At 62.0% G+C, this 20,048-nt stretch carries 20 protein-coding genes; 14 read left to right on the top strand and 6 right to left on the bottom strand.

What is annotated here, in order from left to right; genetic code table 11:
• The first annotated feature begins 29 nt into the window (after nucleotides 1–29).
• A complete protein-coding gene (locus tag AC1RJY_RS05200) occupies nucleotides 30–965 on the top strand; it encodes an N-acetylglucosamine kinase (RefSeq protein WP_011775474.1) in 936 nt (311 codons plus the stop codon).
• 3 nt (nucleotides 966–968) lie between these two features.
• Here AC1RJY_RS05200 and AC1RJY_RS05205 read toward each other — a convergent pair whose 3' ends face one another.
• The gene (locus tag AC1RJY_RS05205; protein ID WP_014922321.1) at nucleotides 969–2,000 is read right to left on the bottom strand and encodes a pirin family protein; all 1,032 of its coding nucleotides are present in this window, start codon (nucleotides 1,998–2,000) and stop codon (nucleotides 969–971) included.
• A 50-nt stretch (nucleotides 2,001–2,050) separates the two neighbouring features.
• Between AC1RJY_RS05205 and AC1RJY_RS05210 the strand changes: the two genes are divergently transcribed.
• The 9 genes from AC1RJY_RS05210 (at nucleotide 2,051) to AC1RJY_RS05250 (ending at nucleotide 11,681) form a co-directional block, all read left to right on the top strand.
• Nucleotides 2,051–3,847 (top strand): glycoside hydrolase family 35 protein, encoded by a 1,797-nt coding sequence (locus AC1RJY_RS05210; RefSeq protein ID WP_498601705.1) that lies wholly within the window; start codon nucleotides 2,051–2,053, stop codon nucleotides 3,845–3,847.
• Between the two features lie 30 nt (nucleotides 3,848–3,877).
• Nucleotides 3,878–4,345 carry an NUDIX hydrolase gene (locus tag AC1RJY_RS05215; protein ID WP_014922319.1) on the top strand — a complete coding sequence of 156 codons (468 nt, stop codon included), beginning with the start codon at nucleotides 3,878–3,880 and terminating at the stop codon, nucleotides 4,343–4,345.
• 217 nt (nucleotides 4,346–4,562) lie between these two features.
• The gene (gene rsgA, locus AC1RJY_RS05220; RefSeq protein WP_498601707.1) at nucleotides 4,563–5,750 is read left to right on the top strand and encodes a ribosome small subunit-dependent GTPase A; all 1,188 of its coding nucleotides are present in this window, start codon (nucleotides 4,563–4,565) and stop codon (nucleotides 5,748–5,750) included.
• Between the two features lie 154 nt (nucleotides 5,751–5,904).
• The gene (locus tag AC1RJY_RS05225; RefSeq protein ID WP_498601709.1) at nucleotides 5,905–6,999 is read left to right on the top strand and encodes an ABC transporter ATP-binding protein; all 1,095 of its coding nucleotides are present in this window, start codon (nucleotides 5,905–5,907) and stop codon (nucleotides 6,997–6,999) included.
• Entirely contained in the window at nucleotides 6,999–7,739 is a 741-nt protein-coding gene (locus AC1RJY_RS05230; RefSeq protein ID WP_011775467.1) for an ABC transporter permease, read from the top strand. Before AC1RJY_RS05225 ends, AC1RJY_RS05230 begins: the two co-directional genes overlap by 1 nt.
• Entirely contained in the window at nucleotides 7,736–8,479 is a 744-nt protein-coding gene (locus tag AC1RJY_RS05235) for an ABC transporter permease (protein ID WP_011775466.1), read from the top strand. Before AC1RJY_RS05230 ends, AC1RJY_RS05235 begins: the two co-directional genes overlap by 4 nt.
• The gene (locus tag AC1RJY_RS05240) at nucleotides 8,476–9,432 is read left to right on the top strand and encodes an ABC transporter substrate-binding protein (protein WP_011775465.1); all 957 of its coding nucleotides are present in this window, start codon (nucleotides 8,476–8,478) and stop codon (nucleotides 9,430–9,432) included. The genes AC1RJY_RS05235 and AC1RJY_RS05240 overlap by 4 nt, the downstream gene beginning before the upstream one ends.
• Before the next feature lie 120 nt (nucleotides 9,433–9,552).
• A complete protein-coding gene (locus AC1RJY_RS05245; RefSeq protein WP_011775464.1) occupies nucleotides 9,553–10,773 on the top strand; it encodes a pyridoxal phosphate-dependent aminotransferase in 1,221 nt (406 codons plus the stop codon).
• A gap of 53 nt (nucleotides 10,774–10,826) precedes the next feature.
• On the top strand, nucleotides 10,827–11,681 hold the full coding sequence (locus AC1RJY_RS05250) for a polyphosphate kinase 2 family protein (RefSeq protein WP_014922313.1): 855 nt from the start codon (nucleotides 10,827–10,829) through the stop codon (nucleotides 11,679–11,681).
• Here the strand turns inward: AC1RJY_RS05250 and AC1RJY_RS05255 are convergent.
• Together AC1RJY_RS05255 and xseA are read right to left on the bottom strand one after the other, a co-directional pair.
• The gene (locus tag AC1RJY_RS05255; protein ID WP_011775462.1) at nucleotides 11,678–11,926 is read right to left on the bottom strand and encodes an exodeoxyribonuclease VII small subunit; all 249 of its coding nucleotides are present in this window, start codon (nucleotides 11,924–11,926) and stop codon (nucleotides 11,678–11,680) included. The genes AC1RJY_RS05250 and AC1RJY_RS05255 overlap by 4 nt on opposite strands.
• A gap of 55 nt (nucleotides 11,927–11,981) precedes the next feature.
• Entirely contained in the window at nucleotides 11,982–13,259 is a 1,278-nt protein-coding gene (gene xseA / locus AC1RJY_RS05260; RefSeq protein ID WP_210063582.1) for an exodeoxyribonuclease VII large subunit, read from the bottom strand.
• Nucleotides 13,260–13,441: 182 nt separating this feature from the next.
• Between xseA and AC1RJY_RS05265 the strand changes: the two genes are divergently transcribed.
• Both AC1RJY_RS05265 and AC1RJY_RS05270 read left to right on the top strand, forming a co-directional pair.
• A complete protein-coding gene (locus tag AC1RJY_RS05265) occupies nucleotides 13,442–14,305 on the top strand; it encodes a hypothetical protein (RefSeq protein ID WP_498601713.1) in 864 nt (287 codons plus the stop codon).
• Nucleotides 14,306–14,355: 50 nt separating this feature from the next.
• A complete protein-coding gene (locus tag AC1RJY_RS05270; protein WP_014922310.1) occupies nucleotides 14,356–15,441 on the top strand; it encodes a 4-hydroxy-3-methylbut-2-enyl diphosphate reductase in 1,086 nt (361 codons plus the stop codon).
• Nucleotides 15,442–15,533: 92 nt separating this feature from the next.
• Here the strand turns inward: AC1RJY_RS05270 and AC1RJY_RS05275 are convergent, their stop codons facing one another.
• Nucleotides 15,534–16,808, bottom strand: a complete 1,275-nt coding sequence (locus AC1RJY_RS05275) for a DNA recombination protein RmuC (protein ID WP_498601715.1) — start codon at nucleotides 16,806–16,808, stop codon at nucleotides 15,534–15,536.
• A 111-nt stretch (nucleotides 16,809–16,919) separates the two neighbouring features.
• Between AC1RJY_RS05275 and ychF the strand changes: the two genes are divergently transcribed.
• Nucleotides 16,920–18,005, top strand: coding sequence for a redox-regulated ATPase YchF (gene ychF, locus AC1RJY_RS05280; RefSeq protein ID WP_026005753.1), 1,086 nt, complete (start codon nucleotides 16,920–16,922; stop codon nucleotides 18,003–18,005).
• 31 nt (nucleotides 18,006–18,036) lie between these two features.
• Here ychF and AC1RJY_RS05285 read toward each other — a convergent pair whose 3' ends face one another.
• Together AC1RJY_RS05285 and AC1RJY_RS05290 are read right to left on the bottom strand one after the other, a co-directional pair.
• On the bottom strand, nucleotides 18,037–19,143 hold the full coding sequence (locus AC1RJY_RS05285; protein ID WP_498601717.1) for a tyrosine-type recombinase/integrase: 1,107 nt from the start codon (nucleotides 19,141–19,143) through the stop codon (nucleotides 18,037–18,039).
• Nucleotides 19,118–19,720 (bottom strand): helix-turn-helix transcriptional regulator, encoded by a 603-nt coding sequence (locus tag AC1RJY_RS05290; RefSeq protein ID WP_498601719.1) that lies wholly within the window; start codon nucleotides 19,718–19,720, stop codon nucleotides 19,118–19,120. The genes AC1RJY_RS05285 and AC1RJY_RS05290 overlap by 26 nt, the downstream gene beginning before the upstream one ends.
• Before the next feature lie 50 nt (nucleotides 19,721–19,770).
• Between AC1RJY_RS05290 and AC1RJY_RS05295 the strand changes: the two genes are divergently transcribed.
• Entirely contained in the window at nucleotides 19,771–19,974 is a 204-nt protein-coding gene (locus tag AC1RJY_RS05295; protein WP_498601721.1) for a helix-turn-helix transcriptional regulator, read from the top strand.
• The last annotated feature ends 74 nt before the right edge of the window (nucleotides 19,975–20,048 follow it).

Here is a 20,048-nt window from a genome sequence, read left to right on the forward strand (position 1 = left end):
CTCCGGACGCTCCAAGCTAGTCTTTCACGGTGAACAATCTTGACTCGGTCCAGCATTCCCAAGCTTCCGCGGAAGCCGTGAGCGGTACCGTCATCGGCCTCGACATCGGCGGCACAAAAACCCGCGGCGTTCGGTTCGAAAACGGCACGCCGGTCCGTGATGAGAATGCAGGCAGTTCCAACGTCCAGAACGTCAGCCGGGAGCAAGCCGCAGCCAACCTGGCTGAATTGTTCGGCAAAATTGGTGGCGGTCAGATCGACCAGGTGTACGCAGGCTCCGGTGGGATAGACACCGATGAAGACGCACAGGCGCTCGCCGACCTCATCGCACCCCATGCTCCCGGTGCCCGCATTACGGTGGTTCACGATTCACGCCTGCTTTTGGCAGCCGGGGGAGCGAACACAGGCGTCGCAGTAATTGCCGGCACCGGCTCAGCCGCGTGGGGCAAGAACGACGCCGGCGAGGAAGCCCGGGCCGGTGGCTGGGGCTACCTCCTGGGGGATGAGGGTAGCGGTTACTGGTTGGGGCGCGAGGCTGTCCGGCACAGCCTGCGCCGGATGAACCAAGGCAAGGAGCCTGATCGGCTCAGCCGGGCATTGTTGGACTCCGTCGGTGTGGACGAACCCGGCAAGCTGATCGCACTGTTCCACTCCCCGGATACGGGCCGCCGCTATTGGGCACAGCAGGCCCGGTTGGTGGTGGAAGCCGCCGACGCCGGTGACGAAACCTGCCGGGCATTGGTGGACCAGGCGGGTCGTGACCTGGCTGACCTCGCCGAACAGGCCGTCCGCCAACTTGGCCTCGACGGTCCGGTGATACTCGGCAGTGGACTCGGCATGAATGTCCCGCGGCTGCAGGAAGCGTTCAAAGCCAAGTTGGCCGAAAGCGGCATCACTGATGTGCGTATTCTTCAGCAGGACCCCGTGTTCGGCGTCCCCCGGCTTGTAGCGGAACAGCGACTCTAGAACTTAGCCTCGGGTTCGTGGGCGCAGCTTGACTCCCGGCAGCGGCGGGGCGGGAATGCGGCCGGCCTCCGGTCCCGCATCAGGACCATGGCCTGGCACGAAGCCGAAGCGCGAGGTCGCGGCAGCGTCGTCGTCGAGCAATCCTTCGGCTTCCCACTCCTCGCGCGCCTTTTCCACTTCCTCGTGCGTCCTGCCCACGAAGTTCCACCACATGAGCAAGTCTTCTCCGAACGGTTCGCCGCCGAGGAGCATGAAGCGGGTGTCCGGCTGCGCTTCCACCAAAAGGCTGGATCTTCCGGCGCCCAAGTAGGCCAGTGGACCGGCTTCGATGTCCTGGCCATCGATGACTACATGGCCATCCAGGACCAGTACGGCGTGCTCAAAGTCCGGCCGCAGCGGAAGCTCAAGGGACCCCGTACCCGTGATGTCGGCTCCAACGATAGGGCTGAACATCGTGGCGGGGGAGCGCTGGCCCGCGAACTCGCCCACCATCACGGTGGCGGTAAAACCTTCACCGACCGCTACCGGCAAGTCTTTCACTTGTTCGAATGACGGCGCACGGTGCCGGTGCTCTTCCGGCAGGGCAACCCACAACTGGAGTCCGCGGGACACGGGAATTTCCTCAACCAACGGACTCGACCCGGCATCGGTGGTTGCCGGGAGGACGGAGAACTCGGAGTGGGAAATCCCGTGGCCTGCAGTCATGATGTTCAACTCGCCAGGGCGGACCACTACATCGCTGCCCACGCTGTCGCGGTGCCGCACGGCGCCTTCCATGGGCCAGGTGACCGTTTGCAGTCCGCAATGCGGATGGGGGAGTACGCTCATGGCCACCCGGTCCGGGCCGAAGCTGTCCAGGAAGCACCACGCACCCACGGTGGGCAGTCCACGCTGGGGCAGCGTCCTCATGACGTTCATGGCGCGCACCCCGCCCAAAGGAACCTCACGCTCGGGCCACAGCTGAACGCAAGGACCTTGACCTTCCGGCGCCGCGGGGCATACTTCCTGGGCGGGGGAAGTATCTAGATTGGTCATGTGATCATCACCTGTGCATAAATGTTGGAAATTGAGCTAATCTGTTCCATGTGAACAACGCCCTGCTGAGCTACCACGACGCCGTCCTTTACCGTTCGGGTGAACCGTATCGCATCCTCGCCGGAGCCATCCACTACTTCCGTGTGCACCCGGACCTGTGGCAGGACCGGCTGCGTCGGCTCAAGGCGATGGGCGCCAACACGGTGGACACGTACGTTGCTTGGAACTTCCACCAGCCTAAGCGCGACGAAGCTCCGGACTTCAGCGGCTGGCAGGACTTGGGCCGGTTCATGGACCTCGCAGCCGAGGAAGGGCTGGACGTCATCGTCCGCCCCGGGCCCTACATTTGTGCCGAGTGGGACAACGGCGGCTTCCCCTCATGGCTGACAGGCATTCCCGGCATCGGCCTTCGGTGCATGGACCCGGTGTTCACCGCTGCCATCGAGGAGTGGTTCGATCACTTGCTTCCCATCGTCGCCTCACGGCAGACCTCCGCGGGTGGTCCGGTGGTGGCGGTACAAATCGAGAACGAATACGGCAGCTACGGCGACGACCACGAGTACATTCGCTGGAACCGGCGCGCGCTGGAGGAGCGCGGTATCACTGAACTCCTTTTCACAGCAGACGGCGGCACGGACTACTTCCTCGACGGCGGCGCGGTGGAAGGCACATGGGCGACAGCGACGTTGGGAAGCCGCGGCGACGAAGCGGTAGCTACATGGCAGCGACGCCGGCCCGGCGAGCCGTTCTTCAACGTTGAGTTTTGGGGTGGCTGGTTCGACCACTGGGGCGAACACCATCACGGGCGGGATGCCGAAGACGCCGCATTGGAAGCACGCAAGATGCTGGATCTGGGCGGTTCACTCTGTGCCTACATGGCCCACGGCGGAACCAACTTTGGCCTCCGCTCCGGCAGTAACCACGATGGCACCATGCTTCAGCCCACGGTCACCAGCTATGACTCGGATGCGCCCATCGCTGAGAACGGCGCCCTGACTCCCAAGTTTCATGCCTTCCGTAAGGAGTTCTACCGGGCACAGGGCGTTGACGACCTGCCCGAACTTCCAGCTGACTTGCTGGCAGACGCGCCGGTACTCCCGGCGCAGTCCCTGCCGTTGAGCCCCGGACCGGAGCTGCTGGAGCTCGTCCGAGACGCCGGCAAGCCGGTCAGCAGCGTCAAACCGCTCAGTTTCGAACAACTGGGACTCGACGGCGGCATGGTCCTCTACTCCTCCGAAGCCATACTGCCGGGCCGTCCCGATGCCCCCACAGAGAGCCGGTTGAAGATCACCGGCCTCAATGACCGTGCCTACGTTTGGGTGGACGGCACCTTTGCCGGTGTCCTGGACGACGTCAACGGCTCTGAAGGACTGCCTGTCACGGGCACCGGCATCGCTGCCAAGCTCGAAATCCTCGTGGAAAACCTCGGCCGCATCAATTACGGCCCGCTGATCGGTCACGGCAAGGGAATCCTGGGCGGCGTCCTCGTCAATCAGCGCTACACCTTTCACTGGAGGCAGACACCTGTTGACCTCGCAGAGTGGGGTCCGGAAGACCTGGAGGGACTGGCAGGAAGTGACTTTGAGGTGGGGGAACCAGCCGACACCTTCATTGCCTTGCCCGATTCCGGGAAGGGCTTCGTTTGGCTGAACGGCTTCCTTTTGGGCAGGTACTGGGAGAAGGGCCCGCAGGTTACCCTCTACGCACCCGCTCCGTTGCTCAAAGCCGGCCGCAACAGCATCAAGGTGCTGGAACTCGGGAAGCCGGGGACCGTCGTCGAACTTCGCGAGGCGCCTGACCTAGGTCCCGAAGAAGCGGGTCCGATCAAGGCGGCCGAACTTCCGTAAGGATCCGACCCGAGGAATTATGCTGGCTGCATGACCCTGGAGTTCGATACCCGCCCAGCCGCTTACGCCGTGATTGTCCAAGATGAGAAGATCCTGCTGGCGTACTGGAAGCAGGACGGCAAGGAAGGGTGGACGCTACCAGGTGGAGGCCTGGACCTGGCCGAACACCCCGTGGACGGCTGCAGGCGTGAAGTCCTTGAGGAAACCGGCTACGAAGCGCGCATTGAACGCATGCTGGGGATCGACGTCGGCCACTGGCCGGGCGAGACGCGGCCGGACGGCTCCGTGAAGGACTTCCAAGCACTTCGCCTGGTGTACGAGGCCACGGTGGTGGGTGGCGAACTCACTCATGAGGTGGACGGCAGTACAACCCACGCCGCCTGGATTCCGCTGCAGGACGTTGGGAAGCTCAACCGCGTGTCCCTGGTGGACACGGCACTGCGCCTGCACATCGAGCGCCCCTCTGACGGGAAGCTGCGCCCCGCAGAGGGAAGCTGAGCTGGAAGGCCTAGCCAAAAGTGCGCGATGTTGGATACGCTGAACATCGTTTCCGGCTCACCAGCTGCCGGTCTTGATGCCGAGGAGGTGGATTTGATGATTGCCGCGATCTTGCGCGCCCCGCACTCAGTTGCGGCGCGCCGTCATCAGCCCACCATTCCTGTCCCGGCATCAGCCTGCCGAAGCTAGGCGGCCGGGCCTCATCAGAGGCATTTCATTGAACACTCACGCTTCTTCAAGCAACCCTTCTTTTAGTTCCACCCAGCAGTTACAAGGGACCAAGCAGCTACAAGGACCAGCGCAGTTCGGCTTCACCGATAAAACGGCGGAGCTTTTCCGTGCCCATGCCGCGCCGGAAGGCCAGGAAACTGCCATCCCCGGCCGCATAGTCCGCCTGGACCGGAATCGGTTGCTCGTGGCATCCGCCAACGATCTGCTCCACCTGCCCTACCCAAGCCATGGGCATGTACCGGCCACGGGGGACTGGGTGTGGCTCGGCCACAACACCGCCGGTGAGCCCGCCGTCGTCGAGGTCCTTCCCCGGCATTCGGCGCTAAGCCGTAAGCGGGCCTACGAGGCATCCTCCGAGGAACAAATCCTGGGCAGCAACATCGACATTGTTGCGGTGGTGGTGCCCGTGGACCGTCCTCTGACCCATAACCGCCTCGAGCGGACATTGGTGGCTGCATGGGATTCCGGTGCCACGCCGCTTGTAGTGATCACCAAGGCCGACCTCGCTCACCTCGCGGATGACGTCGTAGGGGAGGTTATTTTGCAGGCCGCAGGCGTTGATGTCGTCACAACGTCCGCGGAGCAGGGCGACGGCCTGGACGAATTGATGCAGCACATCCCCGATGGTGCAACGTTGGTTTTGCTTGGTCCCTCCGGCGCCGGGAAATCAACGCTCATCAATGCCCTGGCAGGACGAGACGTCCAGCAGACAGGCGCCGTCCGGGCCGGCGACGGCAAGGGCAAGCACACAACCACCTCGCGGGAGCTGGTGCCTCTGGCCGGCGGCGCCGTACTCATGGATACGCCGGGAGTCCGTGGTTTTGGGCTCTTCGACGCAGACGAGGGGATGGAAGAAATGTTCGGCGATCTGGAGGATCTGTTCTCCCGGTGCCGATTCACGGATTGCGCCCATCAGGCAGAACCGGGATGCGCTGTCCAGGAGGCGCTCGCGGAGGAAAACCTCGATCCTCGGCGCTGGGCCAGTTACCTCAAGTTGCAACGTGAACTCGCGGCCCTGGCCAGGAAACATGATGCGGCCGCCCGCCGCGCGTACCAACGGGAATGGCACCAAAAGGTGATGTCAGCGGACCGGGGCCCACGCGCAGCGGAACGATACCGGCACGACCAAGCTGCGGAACGGGCCGGGAAAGGCGGCAAACGACGGAAACGCTGAACATTGCCGATTCATTACGGAACTCGTGGCGGCGCTGACATCGTCGGTGGCGCTGGCTACGCTGGGTGAAGATTGCTTTGCAGCCAAGTAATAAGAGTGCATATGATCATCTGGCTCTACCGATGTTCTCCACCACAGATAGGTAAGCCCGGGTATGGCCGAAGCCATGATTGAGTTCAAGAGCGTCACCAAGCAATACCAGGGCGGGCAACCGGCGGTGGACGCCCTCACCATGTCCATCGACAAGGGCTCCATCACTGTGTTCGTTGGCCCGTCGGGCTGCGGTAAAACGACTTCCCTGCGCATGATCAACCGGATGGTGGAGCCCACCAGCGGAACCATCACTGTTGCAGGCGAGCACGTCTCACAGGTTCCTGCGGCGAAGCTCCGCCGTTCCATGGGCTATGTCATGCAGTCCTCGGGCCTGCTTCCGCACCGTTCCGTCTTGGATAACATCGCCACCGTTCCGCGGCTCAACGGCGTTTCCAAGGCTGCGGCACGGAAACGCGCTGCGGAACTGCTCGACGTCGTCGGGCTGGCTTCCGTACTCGGCAAACGGTACCCGTCCCAACTCTCAGGTGGTCAGCAGCAGCGCGTGGGGGTTGCCCGCGCGCTCGCTGCTGATCCGCCGGTGCTGCTGATGGATGAACCCTTTAGCGCCGTGGATCCTGTGGTCCGTGACGAACTGCAGCAGGAACTTCTGCGTTTGCAGCGGGAATTGGCCAAGACCATTGTCTTTGTCACGCACGACATCGACGAAGCCACTGTTCTCGGTGACAAGGTGGCAGTGTTCGCCGTCGGAGGCAGGCTCGCGCAGTACGCCGCCCCGGAAGAGATTCTTCGGGCGCCTGCCAACGACTTCGTGGCCTCCTTCGTGGGACGCGACCGCGGTTTCCGGCACCTCGCGTTCAGTGCGGCAGACTCCGTGACCCTTCACCCGGTGACCATGGTCAGCCCATCGGATGGCCATCACGCGGGACGGGTGTCGGGCGAGTGGGCCTTGGTGGTGGATGAAGACTCACGACCACTCGGGTGGTCCTCACCGCGTGACGGCGCCGGGCTGATCCCCGGAGGTTCGCTCTTCCGCAAGGGAGATACGCTGCGGCGCGCGCTTGATGCGGCGTTGTCGTCGCCGTCGGGCCTTGGCGTCGCGGTTGACGACGACGGCAGGGTGGCCGGAGTCCTGAAGGCGCCGGAAGTCCTGGCACTCATCGAAGAAGTCCGCCATCACAGGGAGGACGCCACCTGATGGAGTGGTTCCTTGCCAACAGTGGCATGGTCCTGGGACTGGCCGGGCAGCACATGGTGCTCGCCATTATCCCGATGATCCTTGGCCTGCTGATTTCCGTTCCCCTGGCCCAGCTGGCCCGGCGCAACAGCACGCTCAGGTCAGTGGTGGCTACGGCCACGTCGTTGCTCTATACCATTCCGTCCCTGGCCCTGTTCATCATTCTTCCCACCATCCTAGGCACGCGGATCCTGGATCCGCTGAACGTGGTGGTGGCGCTGACCATCTATGCCGTGGCCCTGTTGGTCCGGGCGGCGATGGATGCGTTCGACTCCGTGGATGACGACCTCCGAAACGCTGCCGTTGCCATGGGTTTCAAACCCCTGGCCCGCTTCTTCCAGGTGGACCTGCCGCTGTCTTTGCCGGTGCTGTTCGCCGGGCTTCGCGTGGTTTCGGTCAGCAATATCTCCTTGGTGAGCGTGGCGGCACTGCTGGGAGTGGGCAACCTTGGAGTTCTGTTTACGGATGGCCTGCAGCGCACGTTTATCACCGAAGTTGTGGTTGGCATCATTGCCATCCTGGTGCTGGCCCTGTTGATGGATGCTGTTCTGGTGGTCTTGGAGCGGCTCTTGACGCCGTGGTCCCGAGCAGCAGGGGGAAAGCCTTCACGTCCGGACGCCAACGCCCTGCTCACCGAACCTAAAGCCGGACCTGCGACGCCGCACGCGGCCCTCCGCCCTGACCCGGGAGCGTCGGGATGAACATCTTTGCCGAAACGATCGCGTGGCTGACCAACCCCAAGAATTGGGCTGGAAGCGGCGGGATCCCCACCCGGCTGCTGGAGCACCTGCAGTACAGCGGACTGGTGCTGCTCATCGCCGCAGCAATTGCTGTGCCCATTGGTCTCTACATTGGCCACACCGGCCGTGGCCGGGTGGTCGCGGTAGCTGTCGCCGGAGCATTGCGTGCCCTCCCGACGCTTGGTTTGCTGGTCCTCTTCGCATTGCTCGCCGGCAGTGGCTTGATGCCTCCAGTGTGGGCGCTGGTCATTCTGACGGTGCCGCCGCTGCTTGCCGGGACGTACGCCGGCATTTCCAGCGTTGATGCCACGGTGGTGGACGCTGCCCGGGCCATGGGCATGACCGAACTTCAAATCCTGTTCCGCGTGGAACTGCCCAACGGACTGCAGGTGATGTTCGGGGGCATCCGCACCGCGGTTCTGCAGGTCATCGCGACAGTCTCTGTGGTTGCCTACCTTCCGTTGGGTGGGCTTGGCCGGTATCTGTTCGACGGCCTCGTGCTGCAGGATTTCCCGAGGATGCTCGGAGGCTCTCTGCTCATCGCGGGGTTGGCCATCGCAGTGGACCTGGTCCTGGCCGGCGTACAAAGGCTCGTCATCTCGCCCGGCCTGACCCTCGACTCAAGCGGCCGCCAGAAGGCAGCCGACGATCTCACAGCCACGGTTCCCGCCGGGGCTGCCGTTCAAGGAGGTACATCATGAAAAACCCCGTCCCCATGACTCTTACGCGCCGTGGTCTCGGCGGCCTTGCCGCTGGACTGGGTGTGGCCCTCGCGTTGAGCGCCTGCGGCGGCAGTCCCTTGGCCACGCCTTCCACCTCGGCGCCCAGCGGTTCCGCCGCCGGAGGCTCACTGGTAGTCGGTTCGGCAGACTTCCCGGAGAGCCAGGTCATCGCAGAGATCTACGTCGGTGCCCTCAACGCGGCTGGTCTCACAGCCACGTCCAAGCCGAACATCGGGTCGCGCGAGATCTACTTCAAGGCTGTCCAGGACGGCTCCGTGGACCTCGTCCCGGACTACTCCGGCAACCTTCTCTCCTACGTGGACACCGAGGCTACCGAGGTTTCTGCCGAGGACGTCTACAAGGCACTCCCGGGCAAGCTTCCAGACGGCCTCGCAGTCCTGGAGCCGGCCAAGGCCGAGTCCAAGGACGCCATGGTGGTCACCAAGGCCACGGCGGAGAAGTACCAGTTGAAGTCCATCGAGGACCTGGCCAAGGTCTGCAAGGACTTCACCATGGCTGCACCGGCCACGTTTGAGACCCGTGCCTACGGCTTCCCGGGGCTGAAGGCCAACTATGGTTGCGAGCTCAAGGGCCTGCAGCCCTTCAACGACGGCGGTGGCAACCTGACCCTCCAGGCTCTCCTGGAGGACAAGGTTCAGGTGGCGGACATCTACACCACCACGCCGTCCATCGCAGATAACGACCTCGTCGTCCTGGAAGATCCGAAGAACAACTTCAAGGCACAGCAGGTCCTGCCGTTGGTCAAGGAAGCCAAGATGACGGACAAGGCCAAGGAAGCGCTCAACAACGTTTCCAAAATCCTCACTACGGACGACCTGATCAACCTGAACCGTGCAGTCAGCGGCGACCAGAAGCAGTCGCCCAAGGATGCCGCAGCCGCATGGCTGAAGGACAAAGGCATCGTCAAGTAGTACCTTAACAAAACCGCGTACGACGGCGGTGACGGACCCGCGCGGGACCGTCACCGCCGTCGTCGTATCTGTGAGTTAAGTCTCAGCTGAACTGCATCACCCGTGTGGCATATTTGAGGGATGGCGAATTTCAAGCAGTCCACCAAGCTTCATAATGTCCTCTACGACATCCGTGGACCGATTCTTCAGGCCGCCCAGCAAATGGAAGCGGAGGGTCACCGGATCCTCAAACTGAACATCGGAAACCCGGCACCTTTTGGTTTTGAAGCGCCGGACGCCATTTTGGTGGACATGATCCGCCACCTGCCGAACGCCCAAGGCTACAGCGATTCCCGCGGAATCTTTTCCGCCAGGACCGCCGTTTCGCAGTACTACCAGACGCGCGGCATCCAGAACATCCACGTTGACGACATCTACCTCGGCAACGGTGTCAGTGAGCTCATCACCATGTCCCTCATGGCACTCCTGGACGACGGTGACGAAGTGCTGATTCCCACGCCGGACTACCCGCTGTGGACGGCTTCCGTCGCGCTGGCCGGTGGCCGTCCTGTGCACTACCTCTGCGACGAAGAGTCCGGATGGCAGCCCGATCTTGAGGACATGGAAGCCAAGATCACGCCGCGGACCAAGGGCATTGTGGTGATCAACCCCAACAACCCCACCGGCGCCGTCTACCCGGAGGAGACCCTCAAGAAGATCGTCGCGTTGGCAGAGAAGCATGGATTGGTTCTTTTCGCTGACGAGATCTACGAGAAAATCCTGTACGAAGACGCCGTCCACATCAACCTCGCGGGGCTCACCGGTGATGACGTCCTGTGCTTGACGTTCAGCGGCCTGTCCAAGGCCTACCGCGTCTGCGGCTACCGCGCCGGCTGGATGGCAATTTCCGGGCCCAAGAAGGATGCCGCCGATTACCTTGAGGGCATCAACCTGCTGGCCAACATGCGCTTGTGCGCCAACGTACCTGCACAGCACGCCATCCAAACCGCGCTCGGCGGCTACCAGAGCATCAACGATCTCATCCTTCCCGGCGGCAGGCTCCTGGAGCAGCGCAACAAGGCCTACGACCTCCTGAACGCCATTCCCGGAGTCAGCACGCAGCAGGCGCGCGGTGCCCTGTACCTGTTCCCGAAGCTGGACCCGGAGGTCTATCACATTCGGGATGACGAGAAGTTCGTCCTGGATCTGCTGAAGGAACAGAAAATCCTGGTGTCCCATGGGCGTGCGTTCAATTGGGTTCGTCCGGACCACTTCCGAATGGTGACCTTGCCCAACGTCAAGGACATCGAAGAAGCCATTGGGCGCATGGCGGACTTCCTGTCGAGGTACCCGGGCAACTAGCCTGAGGTCCATAGCCGCGCCATGAGGGCGCGGCCGGGCAGAAAGGCATGCCAATGGTTGCTGCAGTTGAGTTCGCCAAAAGTCCGGCCGAAGTACTGAGGGTTGGATCGGGGTTTTCGCTGGCAGGCGTGGATCCCGAATCCACACCCGGCTACACCGGTGTGAAAGCTGATGGCAAGGCGTTGCTTGCCGCGCAGGACGCGCGGCTGGCGGAACTGCAGGAAAAGCTCTTCGCCGAAGGAAAGTTCGGCAACCCCAAACGGCTCCTGCTCATCCTTCAGGCCATGGATACTGCGGGCAAGGGCGGCATTGTCAGCCACGTTGTTGGCGCCATGGACCCGCAAGGCGTACAACTGACCGCCTTCAAAGCGCCTACGGACGAGGAAAAGTCGCACGACTTCCTCTGGAGAATCGAAAAACAAGCCCCTGCCGCCGGAATGGTGGGGGTGTTCGACCGCTCGCAGTACGAAGACGTGCTGATCCACCGTGTCCATGGCTGGGCGGACGCTGCCGAACTGGAGCGCCGGTACGCCGCGATCAACGACTTTGAGTCACGCCTGACCGAGCAGGGAACCACCATCGTTAAGGTCATGCTCAATATCAGCAAGGACGAACAGAAAAAGCGTTTGATCGCCCGGTTGGACGATCCCAGCAAGCACTGGAAATACAGTCGCGGCGACCTCGCGGAACGTGCGTACTGGGATGACTACATGGACGCCTACAGCGTTGCCTTCGAGAAGACCTCTACCGACATTGCCCCATGGCACGTGGTGCCGGCCAACAAGAAGTGGTACGCACGCATCGCAGTCCAGCAACTGCTGCTGGATGCCCTCGGCGGTTTGCAGCTGGACTGGCCCAAAGCTGACTTCGATGTCGCCGCTGAGCGCGCCCTCGTGGTGGAATCCTAGGCTGGGGTCCCGCCGTCGCTGCTGGCGTCGCGGGCCGTGGCCAGGCGCTTACGGGCGCCCTCAAGCCAGTCTTCGCAGCGTTTGGCCAAGGCCTCGCCACGCTCCCAAAGGGCCAGTGATTCTTCCAAACTGGCTCCGCCTGCCTCCAAACGTCCCACCACCGCCACGAGTTGCTCGCGGGCTTCCTCGTAGCTCAATCCGTCAAGGGATTCAGGATTCGGCGCTGTTTGGTTGTTCTCGGTCATGATGGTCCTTTGTGCTTGTGGTGGTCGACGACTTGTGGGTGCCCAACGGGAGTTGTCAGTGTTCGACGAGCTGACCCGCTCCAGCGGATACAGCCCTGAAACGGCCCTCGGCCACCCGGATGCTCAGTGGCGTCCCGTCCGGCGCTTCATCCGGGCTACTGACAACGTGGTGCCCCGCCTGGTCCTCGCCCACAAGTTGAACAACGGCATAGCCGCGGTCCAAGGTCTTTTGTGGCGATAGGGCACGGACTTGGGCACGCAAGTGGTGGACCTGGTCCAACGCCCTGACCACCGCTGTACTGACCGCAGAATGCGTCCTGCGCTGCAGGCGGTGGATGTCCTCGGAGCGGGCATCCACCATTGAAGCGGGAGTGGCCAATACCGGCCGGGACCTTAGAGCGTGGAGACGATCTGTCTCCCTGTCCACCATGCGGCTGATACTTCGGCGGAGATGGTCCCTGGCCTGTCGAACCATGGCCAGTTCCTCGGCGACGTCCGGGACGATGCGCTTGGCGGCATCCGTGGGTGTTGACGCCCGGAGGTCCGCTACATCGTCCAGGATAGGACGGTCGGCTTCATGGCCGATGGCGCTGACGACGGGCGTGGTAGCTGCCGAGACGGCACGAATGAGGTCTTCATTGCTGAACGGCAGGAGGTCTTCCAACGCGCCGCCACCGCGGGCCAGGACAATGACATCCACGTGCGGGTCGGCGTCCAGTCTTTTCAAGGCCGCGATGATTTGTGAAACAGCGGTGTTACCTTGGACAGCTACTTCGCGGACGTCAAACTCAACCGCCGGCCAACGCAGGGCGGCGTTGCGCATGACATCTTTCTTGGCGTCGGATTCCCGGCCGGTGATGAGGCCGATACGGTGGGGGAGAAGGGGCAGCTTCCGTTTCCGGGAATCCGCGAACAGGCCCTCGGCTGCCAAAGCTTGGCGCAGCCTTTCGATCCTTGCCAGCAGATCTCCCAGGCCCACCGGACGGATGTCTTTCACTGACATGTTCAGGCGCCCGGTCTTCACCCAGAAGTCCGCCTTCACCAAGGCGACCACGCGCGAGCCACGCTCCAGGGGTACCTTCTGGCGGTCAAGTACCGTTGACCAGACGGATGCAGGAAGTGAAATCTCCGCGTCAACATCACGCAGTGTCAGAAAAGCGTTACCACCCCGGCGGTTCAGTTCAATGACCTGACCTTCGATCCAAGCAGCCGGCGCCCGCTCAATGTGTGCCTTGAGCTTGCGGGACAGCAACTGCAGGGGCCAGGGGTTGTCCGGGCTGGTTTCGGCGGCAGTACCCGGCAGCGTGGATTCCGGCGTTGCTTCAGCGGACATGGGTGGCCCGTACCTGGTTCAGTCGCCGTGCTTGTTCCTGCATTGTCATTGTCCTCGCTTAAGGGTGCGGCTGTGGGTGCTAACCGGCCTTCCAACTCTATCCATAGCTTGGGCAACACCTCCGACATTTTTTCTGTCATGTGGACAGACCTAGGATGGTGGCATAGCCCCCGAGCCCGAGGATGACCTTGCGTACTTTTGTCTCAGCATTGGGAGTGATCCTCGCTCTACTCCTCACTGCCGTAGCCGTTCCTACCGCGTGGGTCGACCAGAACATCGTCAAAGAAGAGGGCTTTGTCCGGATGGCGGGTGCGCTGGGCAATGATCCGGAATTCCAAAGCCGGCTCGCCACGGCCGCTGTTGGTACGTTCGAGTCCTCAGTGGATCTTCCAGGACCTATACAGTCCTTGGCGGCCGATGCACTCCGCAGCGCTGCATCGGGCATGCAATCGTGGAGCGACTACCCCCAAGCGTGGGAAGAGACGGTGCGAAACAGCCACAAGCTGAACTTCGGCGCGGCGAAGCAAGCTGAGGAGGCCGCCGCCACCACTGCCCTGGTCCTTGATATCAGCCCTTTGGTCAGGCTTATTCGCGATCACTTCGCGGAGGCCACCCGAATTCGGATTGATGTTCCATCGGAAAGCTTGGTGTCCTTGGGGGAACCTTCCCACCGTCAGCTGGTGGAGCGGGTGGCGGCCTTTGCGCCCCTCTGGTGGGTGGCCGCCCTCGGTGCTGTGCTCTCCGTGCTCCTGGCGCTTGTTGCCACGCGTCGGCGTTCCCTGATGCTGGTTTTCCTCGGACTGGGAGGCTTGGCACTTGCTGCTCTCTGGACGGCCGGTGCGGATCTTGCAGGGGGAGTGATCGGCAACCTGTCCAGCGCAAACGGTGTGGCTGAACTGTTCAAACAGGAGTTCCTCACGGCAGCCAAAACAGGGTTTGGGGAATGGATTGTGATCGCGGCGGTGGCGTCGGGCGCAGTCTTTGTGGCAGGCGTCATAGGCTCCGTCCTGTCAGGGCGACGAGGGTCACGTTCGGCCAGCAGCTAAAGTCCGGCCCGATAGCAGGGAGGCAAAGTCCGGCCCGGTAGCATGGAGGAATGACCAGCACAGCAGTTTCCATTCCTATGCCCACGGTGCCCCGTAGACGCCGTTCCCCGGAAGAGGTTCAGGCAGCGGCGCCCGTCACGGGCCCCAAGAAGGTTCTGTTGGCGGCCCCCCGGGGTTATTGCGCCGGTGTGGACCGGGCCGTCATTGCTGTGGAGAAGGCCCTGGAGCATTACGGCCCTCCCGTCTACGTACGCAAGCAAATCGTCCACAACGTGCATGTGGTCAGCTCCCTGGAGGAACAAGGGGCGATCTTCGTCGAGGAGACAGATGAGGTCCCCGAAGGCGCGTTGGTGATCTTCTCCGCGCACGGCGTCTCGCCGGCAGTGGTGCAATCAGCCGAGGATCGTGGACTGCGCACCATTGATGCCACGTGCCCTCTGGTGACCAAAGTCCACAAGGAAGCTGTGCGCTTCGCCAAGGAAGATTACGACATCCTCCTCATAGGCCACGAGGGTCATGAGGAAGTCGAAGGAACAGCCGGCGAGGCACCGGAGCACATTCAGATCATCAACGGTCCCCACGAGGTAGACAAGGTCACCGTCCGCGATCCGGAGAAGACCATCTGGCTTTCCCAGACAACGCTGAGTGTGGACGAAACCATGGAGACTGTTCGCCTGCTCAAAGACCGGTTCCCCACGCTGCAGGATCCGCCCAGCGATGACATTTGCTACGCCACCACCAACCGGCAGGTGGCTATCAAGAAGATCGCACCACAGGCTGACCTCGTGATTGTTGTGGGTTCGGCCAACTCGTCCAACTCCGTGCGCTTGGTTGAAGTAGCCCTCGAATATGGTGCCAAGAGCTCGTACCGCGTGGACTTCGCCAATGAAGTGGACGAGTCGTGGTTCGAGGGCGTTGCCACCGTAGGTGTGACTTCGGGTGCGTCTGTTCCCGAGGTGCTCGTCAAGGATGTCCTGCGACTCTTGGCTGACTACGGTTACGGCGAGGTCCAGGAAGTGGTGACGGCAGAGGAAGACCTGCTTTTCTCGCTTCCCAAGGAACTGCGGGCCACCCTGAAGAAAGCCGGCGACGTCACACGCGCCCTAGGCGGCCGTGGAAACCGTCCGACGTCCTAGCAAATAGTTGGTATAGCTGGTCCGGGATGGGTTGGGTTCACCTTAGTGAACACAACCCATCCCGGACCAGACACCTTTAAGCCGGCTTTAGCTCAGGCGGCTGATTCGCGGTCTGGGCTGTCCTCATGGTCACGGGCGGAATCCAGCTGATCGCGGGAGTCGACAGAAAGAAGTTCCGGTGCTGCCAACGCGCGGGGAACAACTTCAACGGACATCGGCGCGGCAAGTCCGGCGTCGTCCATGGTGTTGAGCTTGCGCGCCGTCGGGAGCACCCGAGCCTCGAGCGTGCCCACCATGGCGTTGTAGCGATCCACGGATGTCTTCAATGAGCTTCCCAGCTTGCCGACGTTCTCACCCAGCGTGCCCATGCGTTCGTACAGTTGCTTGGCGAGCTCGAACAGCTCATGGGCGCTGTCGGTGAGGACGTCCTGTCGCCACGTGAAGGCCACGGACTTGAGGACCGCCAGCAGGGTGCCGGGCGACACCAAGACCACGTTCCTGGACAAAGCGTGTTCCAGCAGGGCGGGGTCGGCCTCAAGGGCAGACGCCAGAATGGACTCTGCCGGAAGGAAGCAGATCACCAGCTCGGGGGAGTTCCCAGGAATGTCCCAGTACTTCTTGGCCGCCAGGGCGTCGATGTGGGCCTTGAGAGCCTTTGCATGCTGTGCCAGCAGCGTCTTGGAGTCATGGTTGATGGCCGGACCCACAGCCTCACCGAAGGATCCGTCTCCGTGGAGTTGTTCCTGCGCAGCGAGGTAGGAAGCCAAGGGCACCTTGGCGTCCACCACCAGTTGCTTGCCACCGGGAAGCTGGACCACCAGGTCCGGACGCAGCGTGTTGTCGCCGCGTCCGGAATGAACCTGCTCGTGGAAGTCCACGTGCCGGAGCATTCCCGAGGCCTCCACCACCCTGCGGAGCTGAACCTCGCCCCACTGGCCGCGTGCGCTGTTGGAACGGAGTGCTGAGGCCAAGGCGTGCGTTGACCGCAAGAGCTGTTCGTCGGATGAACGCGCATCCTGCAATTGCTGGGCCAGTTGGCCGTATTGCTCCACCCTGTCCCGTTCGAGGAGCGACACCTGTTGCTGCACCGCCGTGAGCTTTTCGGCCACTGGAGCGAGCGCGCGCAGAACACTGCCATCGGAGTTCCTTGCTGCGCTCAGCTCGCGGTTCTGTGTAAACAAGAGCCGCCGCTCGGCGTCGGCTGCTGCCAGCTGTGCGGTCACCTCTGAAAGCCGCGACGAAACGGCGTCGAAGTCTTCTTCCAAGCCAGCGCCCCGGCGTCGGAAGACAACATAGCCGGCCGCGAGACCAACCGCGGCGCCAATCAGCAGCATGAGCAGGGCCAATACCAATCCAAATCCATCCATGTGGCAACCCTGTCACAGGGGTACGACAGTTTTAGCGAGGCTGCAGCCGCGGGCGTCGGTTGGGGGAGGGAACAACCGCGGACATGGTTCCAACGGGTAGAATCAATGCTCGTGGCTCTTACTATTGGCATCGTCGGACTGCCCAACGTCGGCAAATCAACTCTTTTCAACGCACTGACCCGCAATCAGGTGCTCGCTGCGAACTATCCGTTCGCTACCATCGAGCCCAACGTCGGAGTGGTCAACCTTCCTGATCCCCGTCTTGCGAAGCTGGCAGAGATCTTCGGTTCGCAGAAGTTGCTTCCCGCGCCCGTGTCCTTCGTGGACATTGCCGGCATCGTGAAGGGTGCATCCGAGGGCGAAGGCCTGGGCAACAAGTTCCTGGCCAACATCCGCGAAGCAGAGGCCATCGCACAGGTGGTCCGCGTATTTGACGATCCCGACGTCATCCACGTCGACGGCAAGGTTGACCCGCGCTCCGACATGGAGACCATCAACACCGAGCTGATCCTCGCCGACCTTCAGACCATCGAAAACGCGATCCCGCGTATCGAAAAAGAGGTCAAGATCAAGAAGCGCGAGGCCGCTGAGCTTGCCGCTATCAAGGCCGCCCAAGCAGTTCTGGAACGCGGTGACACCATCTTCTCCTCGATCAAGAGCGATAAGCTGGAGATGGGACACCTCAAAGAGCTGGGCCTTCTCACAGCCAAACCGTTCATCTACGTCTTCAACGCAGATGAAGGCATCCTCGGCGATCAGGAAAAGCAGGACGAACTGCGAGCCCTCGTTGCGCCGGCAGATGCCGTGTTCCTTGACGCCAAGCTCGAAGCCGACCTCGTGGAACTGGACGAGGAAGAAGCCCGCGAGATGCTGGAAATGAACGGCCAGAGCGAATCCGGCCTGGATCAGTTGGCACGTGTAGGTTTCCACACTCTTGGCCTGCAGACCTACCTCACGGCCGGTCCCAAGGAAACCCGCGCCTGGACCATCCGCCAGGGCGACACCGCGCCTCAGGCCGCCGGCGTGATCCACTCCGACTTCCAGCGTGGCTTCATCAAGGCCGAGGTTGTCTCCTTCGACGACCTCATCGACGCCGGTTCCATGGCCGAGGCAAAGTCCCGTGGCAAGGTTCGCATCGAAGGCAAAGAGTACGTGATGGCCGACGGCGACGTGGTGGAGTTCCGCTTCAACGTGTGATTATGGCGCTTTTCCCGCGTAAACACTGGACCTAGGCTTCAGCAGTCCGCACAGAGTCCGCAGAAATCCCGAGAGCTTCGTTCATCATCGCTCCAGCGGCGGACCTCGTGCGGTCTTCTGCTGTAGGCCATAGATGCGCATAAGTGTTCAGGGTTGTTGTCGCTTTAGAGTGCCCCAATGACCGCTGGACGGTCACGACATCGCAACCGGCTGCAATAAGCCCCGATGCGTAGAAGTGCCGAAGGTCATGCAGCGTGTATCCGGTGAGACCTGCCGCTTTGGCTGTCTTTCGCCACCAGTAGCCCACCGTGTTCTGATGTGGCGGGAGACCGCCGTCGCCAAGGAAAAGCCACTGAGCGTCACTGTGCACGCCGATCTGCTCCACGTGCATCGCGAGCAGCTGGACTAGGCCGTCAGGGATGTGAACGAGACGCTCCGAGCCGTATTTCGGGGGAGTGATATCCACTTTCCCTTTACCGGCCCGCTGAATCTGCCTTTGGACCTTCAGGGAGCGCCTTAGGAAATCGACATCAGTCAGCTGGATAGCTGCAGCTTCACCGAGGCGCAAGCCAGCGAATGCAGCCATGGCCAGGAACGGCCGGAACCACGGTTCGGCGGCCGTCAGCAAGGCACCCACTTCGGCGGGAGAAGGAATGGCCATGGCGTGCTCACTCTTCCGGGCCCGTGGAAGCGTTACCCCATCAGCCGGATCCGCGGCTAGCATCCGGTCATTCCGCGCACCCCGAAGCACTGAGCGCACGTTGTTGTAGCGCGTCTTCACAGTTCCCGGCGCCAGCCCGTCGACGGTCATCTTCTTCACCCACGCCTCAACGTGGGACCGCTTCAAATTCCTGAACTCAACGTCTCCGAACGTGCATGTGCGGACGGCCAGGCTCATGGCCTTGGCCGTGCCGGCCGCCCACAGCTGCCGCTGTGACCACTCTGCGAAGAAAGAGTTGAGCGTAACCTTCCCCGACTTGGGATCAACGTATGAGCCCGTGACAACGGATGTCGTTACCTCATCCAGCCAGCGCTGAGCGTCGAGCTTGCGGGCGAAGTGCTTAGCGTGCTCCTTGCCTGCGTCATCACGGTACCGGGCGCGCCAGCGGCCATCAGGCCTCTTCTGAATGTTTGCCATCTTCCATGTCCTCTCGGGTGGCTTCTGCGGCTATTTCCCCTATCTCGATCTCGACTTGGTCAAGTGTGCTCAGACTCAGCATTCGATCAGCGTTCGATAGCGTCTTGAGCATCGTCTCGCTGATCTTCTCTCGTCCCACACCATCGACCTCCTGGTGCAGCATTTGGGCAGCCACGTGAAGATGTGCTCTCTGATCCTCAAGTTCACGGACTGACCGGCGGAGTGCGGAGACCGCGTTTGAATAGTCATCCATGAAGTATCGAAGTCTCTGCCAGGAGTCGATCACGTCTTTTGGATCAAGGAGGTCCTGGAGCTTTCGGTTGAAAAGTTCCGCTAAGGCCATTGCTTCATCTAGGCGCACGGCTCGCGCGCCTTCCTCGGTTCTAGATACAGCGACTTGGCTGTATTTTGGCCACCCGGCGTCAACCATGCGCCGCGCAAGTTCAGATTGAGACCACCCAAAGGCTTCTCGGAAGCGCCTTAGGTTGGCCCCGAACAACGCAACTGGCGTATCTTCTCGCAATTCATCCATGTAGAGATACTCCCACAACAGTGTTGCACCGGCAAACATTTTCATCTATCGTCATTCGTGTTGGGATAGCCCAACACTGACGTATAGGAGGACCGATGGAAGCCGTAAAGGCCATGAAGCTTCTCAGCACCAGCGAAGTGTCAGGACTGACCGGGGTGCCGGAAAACACGCTCCGCTACTACCGCCACAAAGGTCTAGGCCCCAAGTTTGGCAAGCTGGCCGGTAGCCGCGTCGTTTACAAGGAGTCAGACGTACTGGAGTGGGTGGAAGACGCATTCAAGAAGGAGAAGAGCGCATGAGCGGTTGCAACTGTGAATGGCTAGGGAACTGCTCCTGCGAAGGGCCGCCGGTGCCGGCGATGACGCCGGCGAAA

It is taken from the genome of Arthrobacter sp. GW822-FHT05G07 (assembly GCF_058799755.1).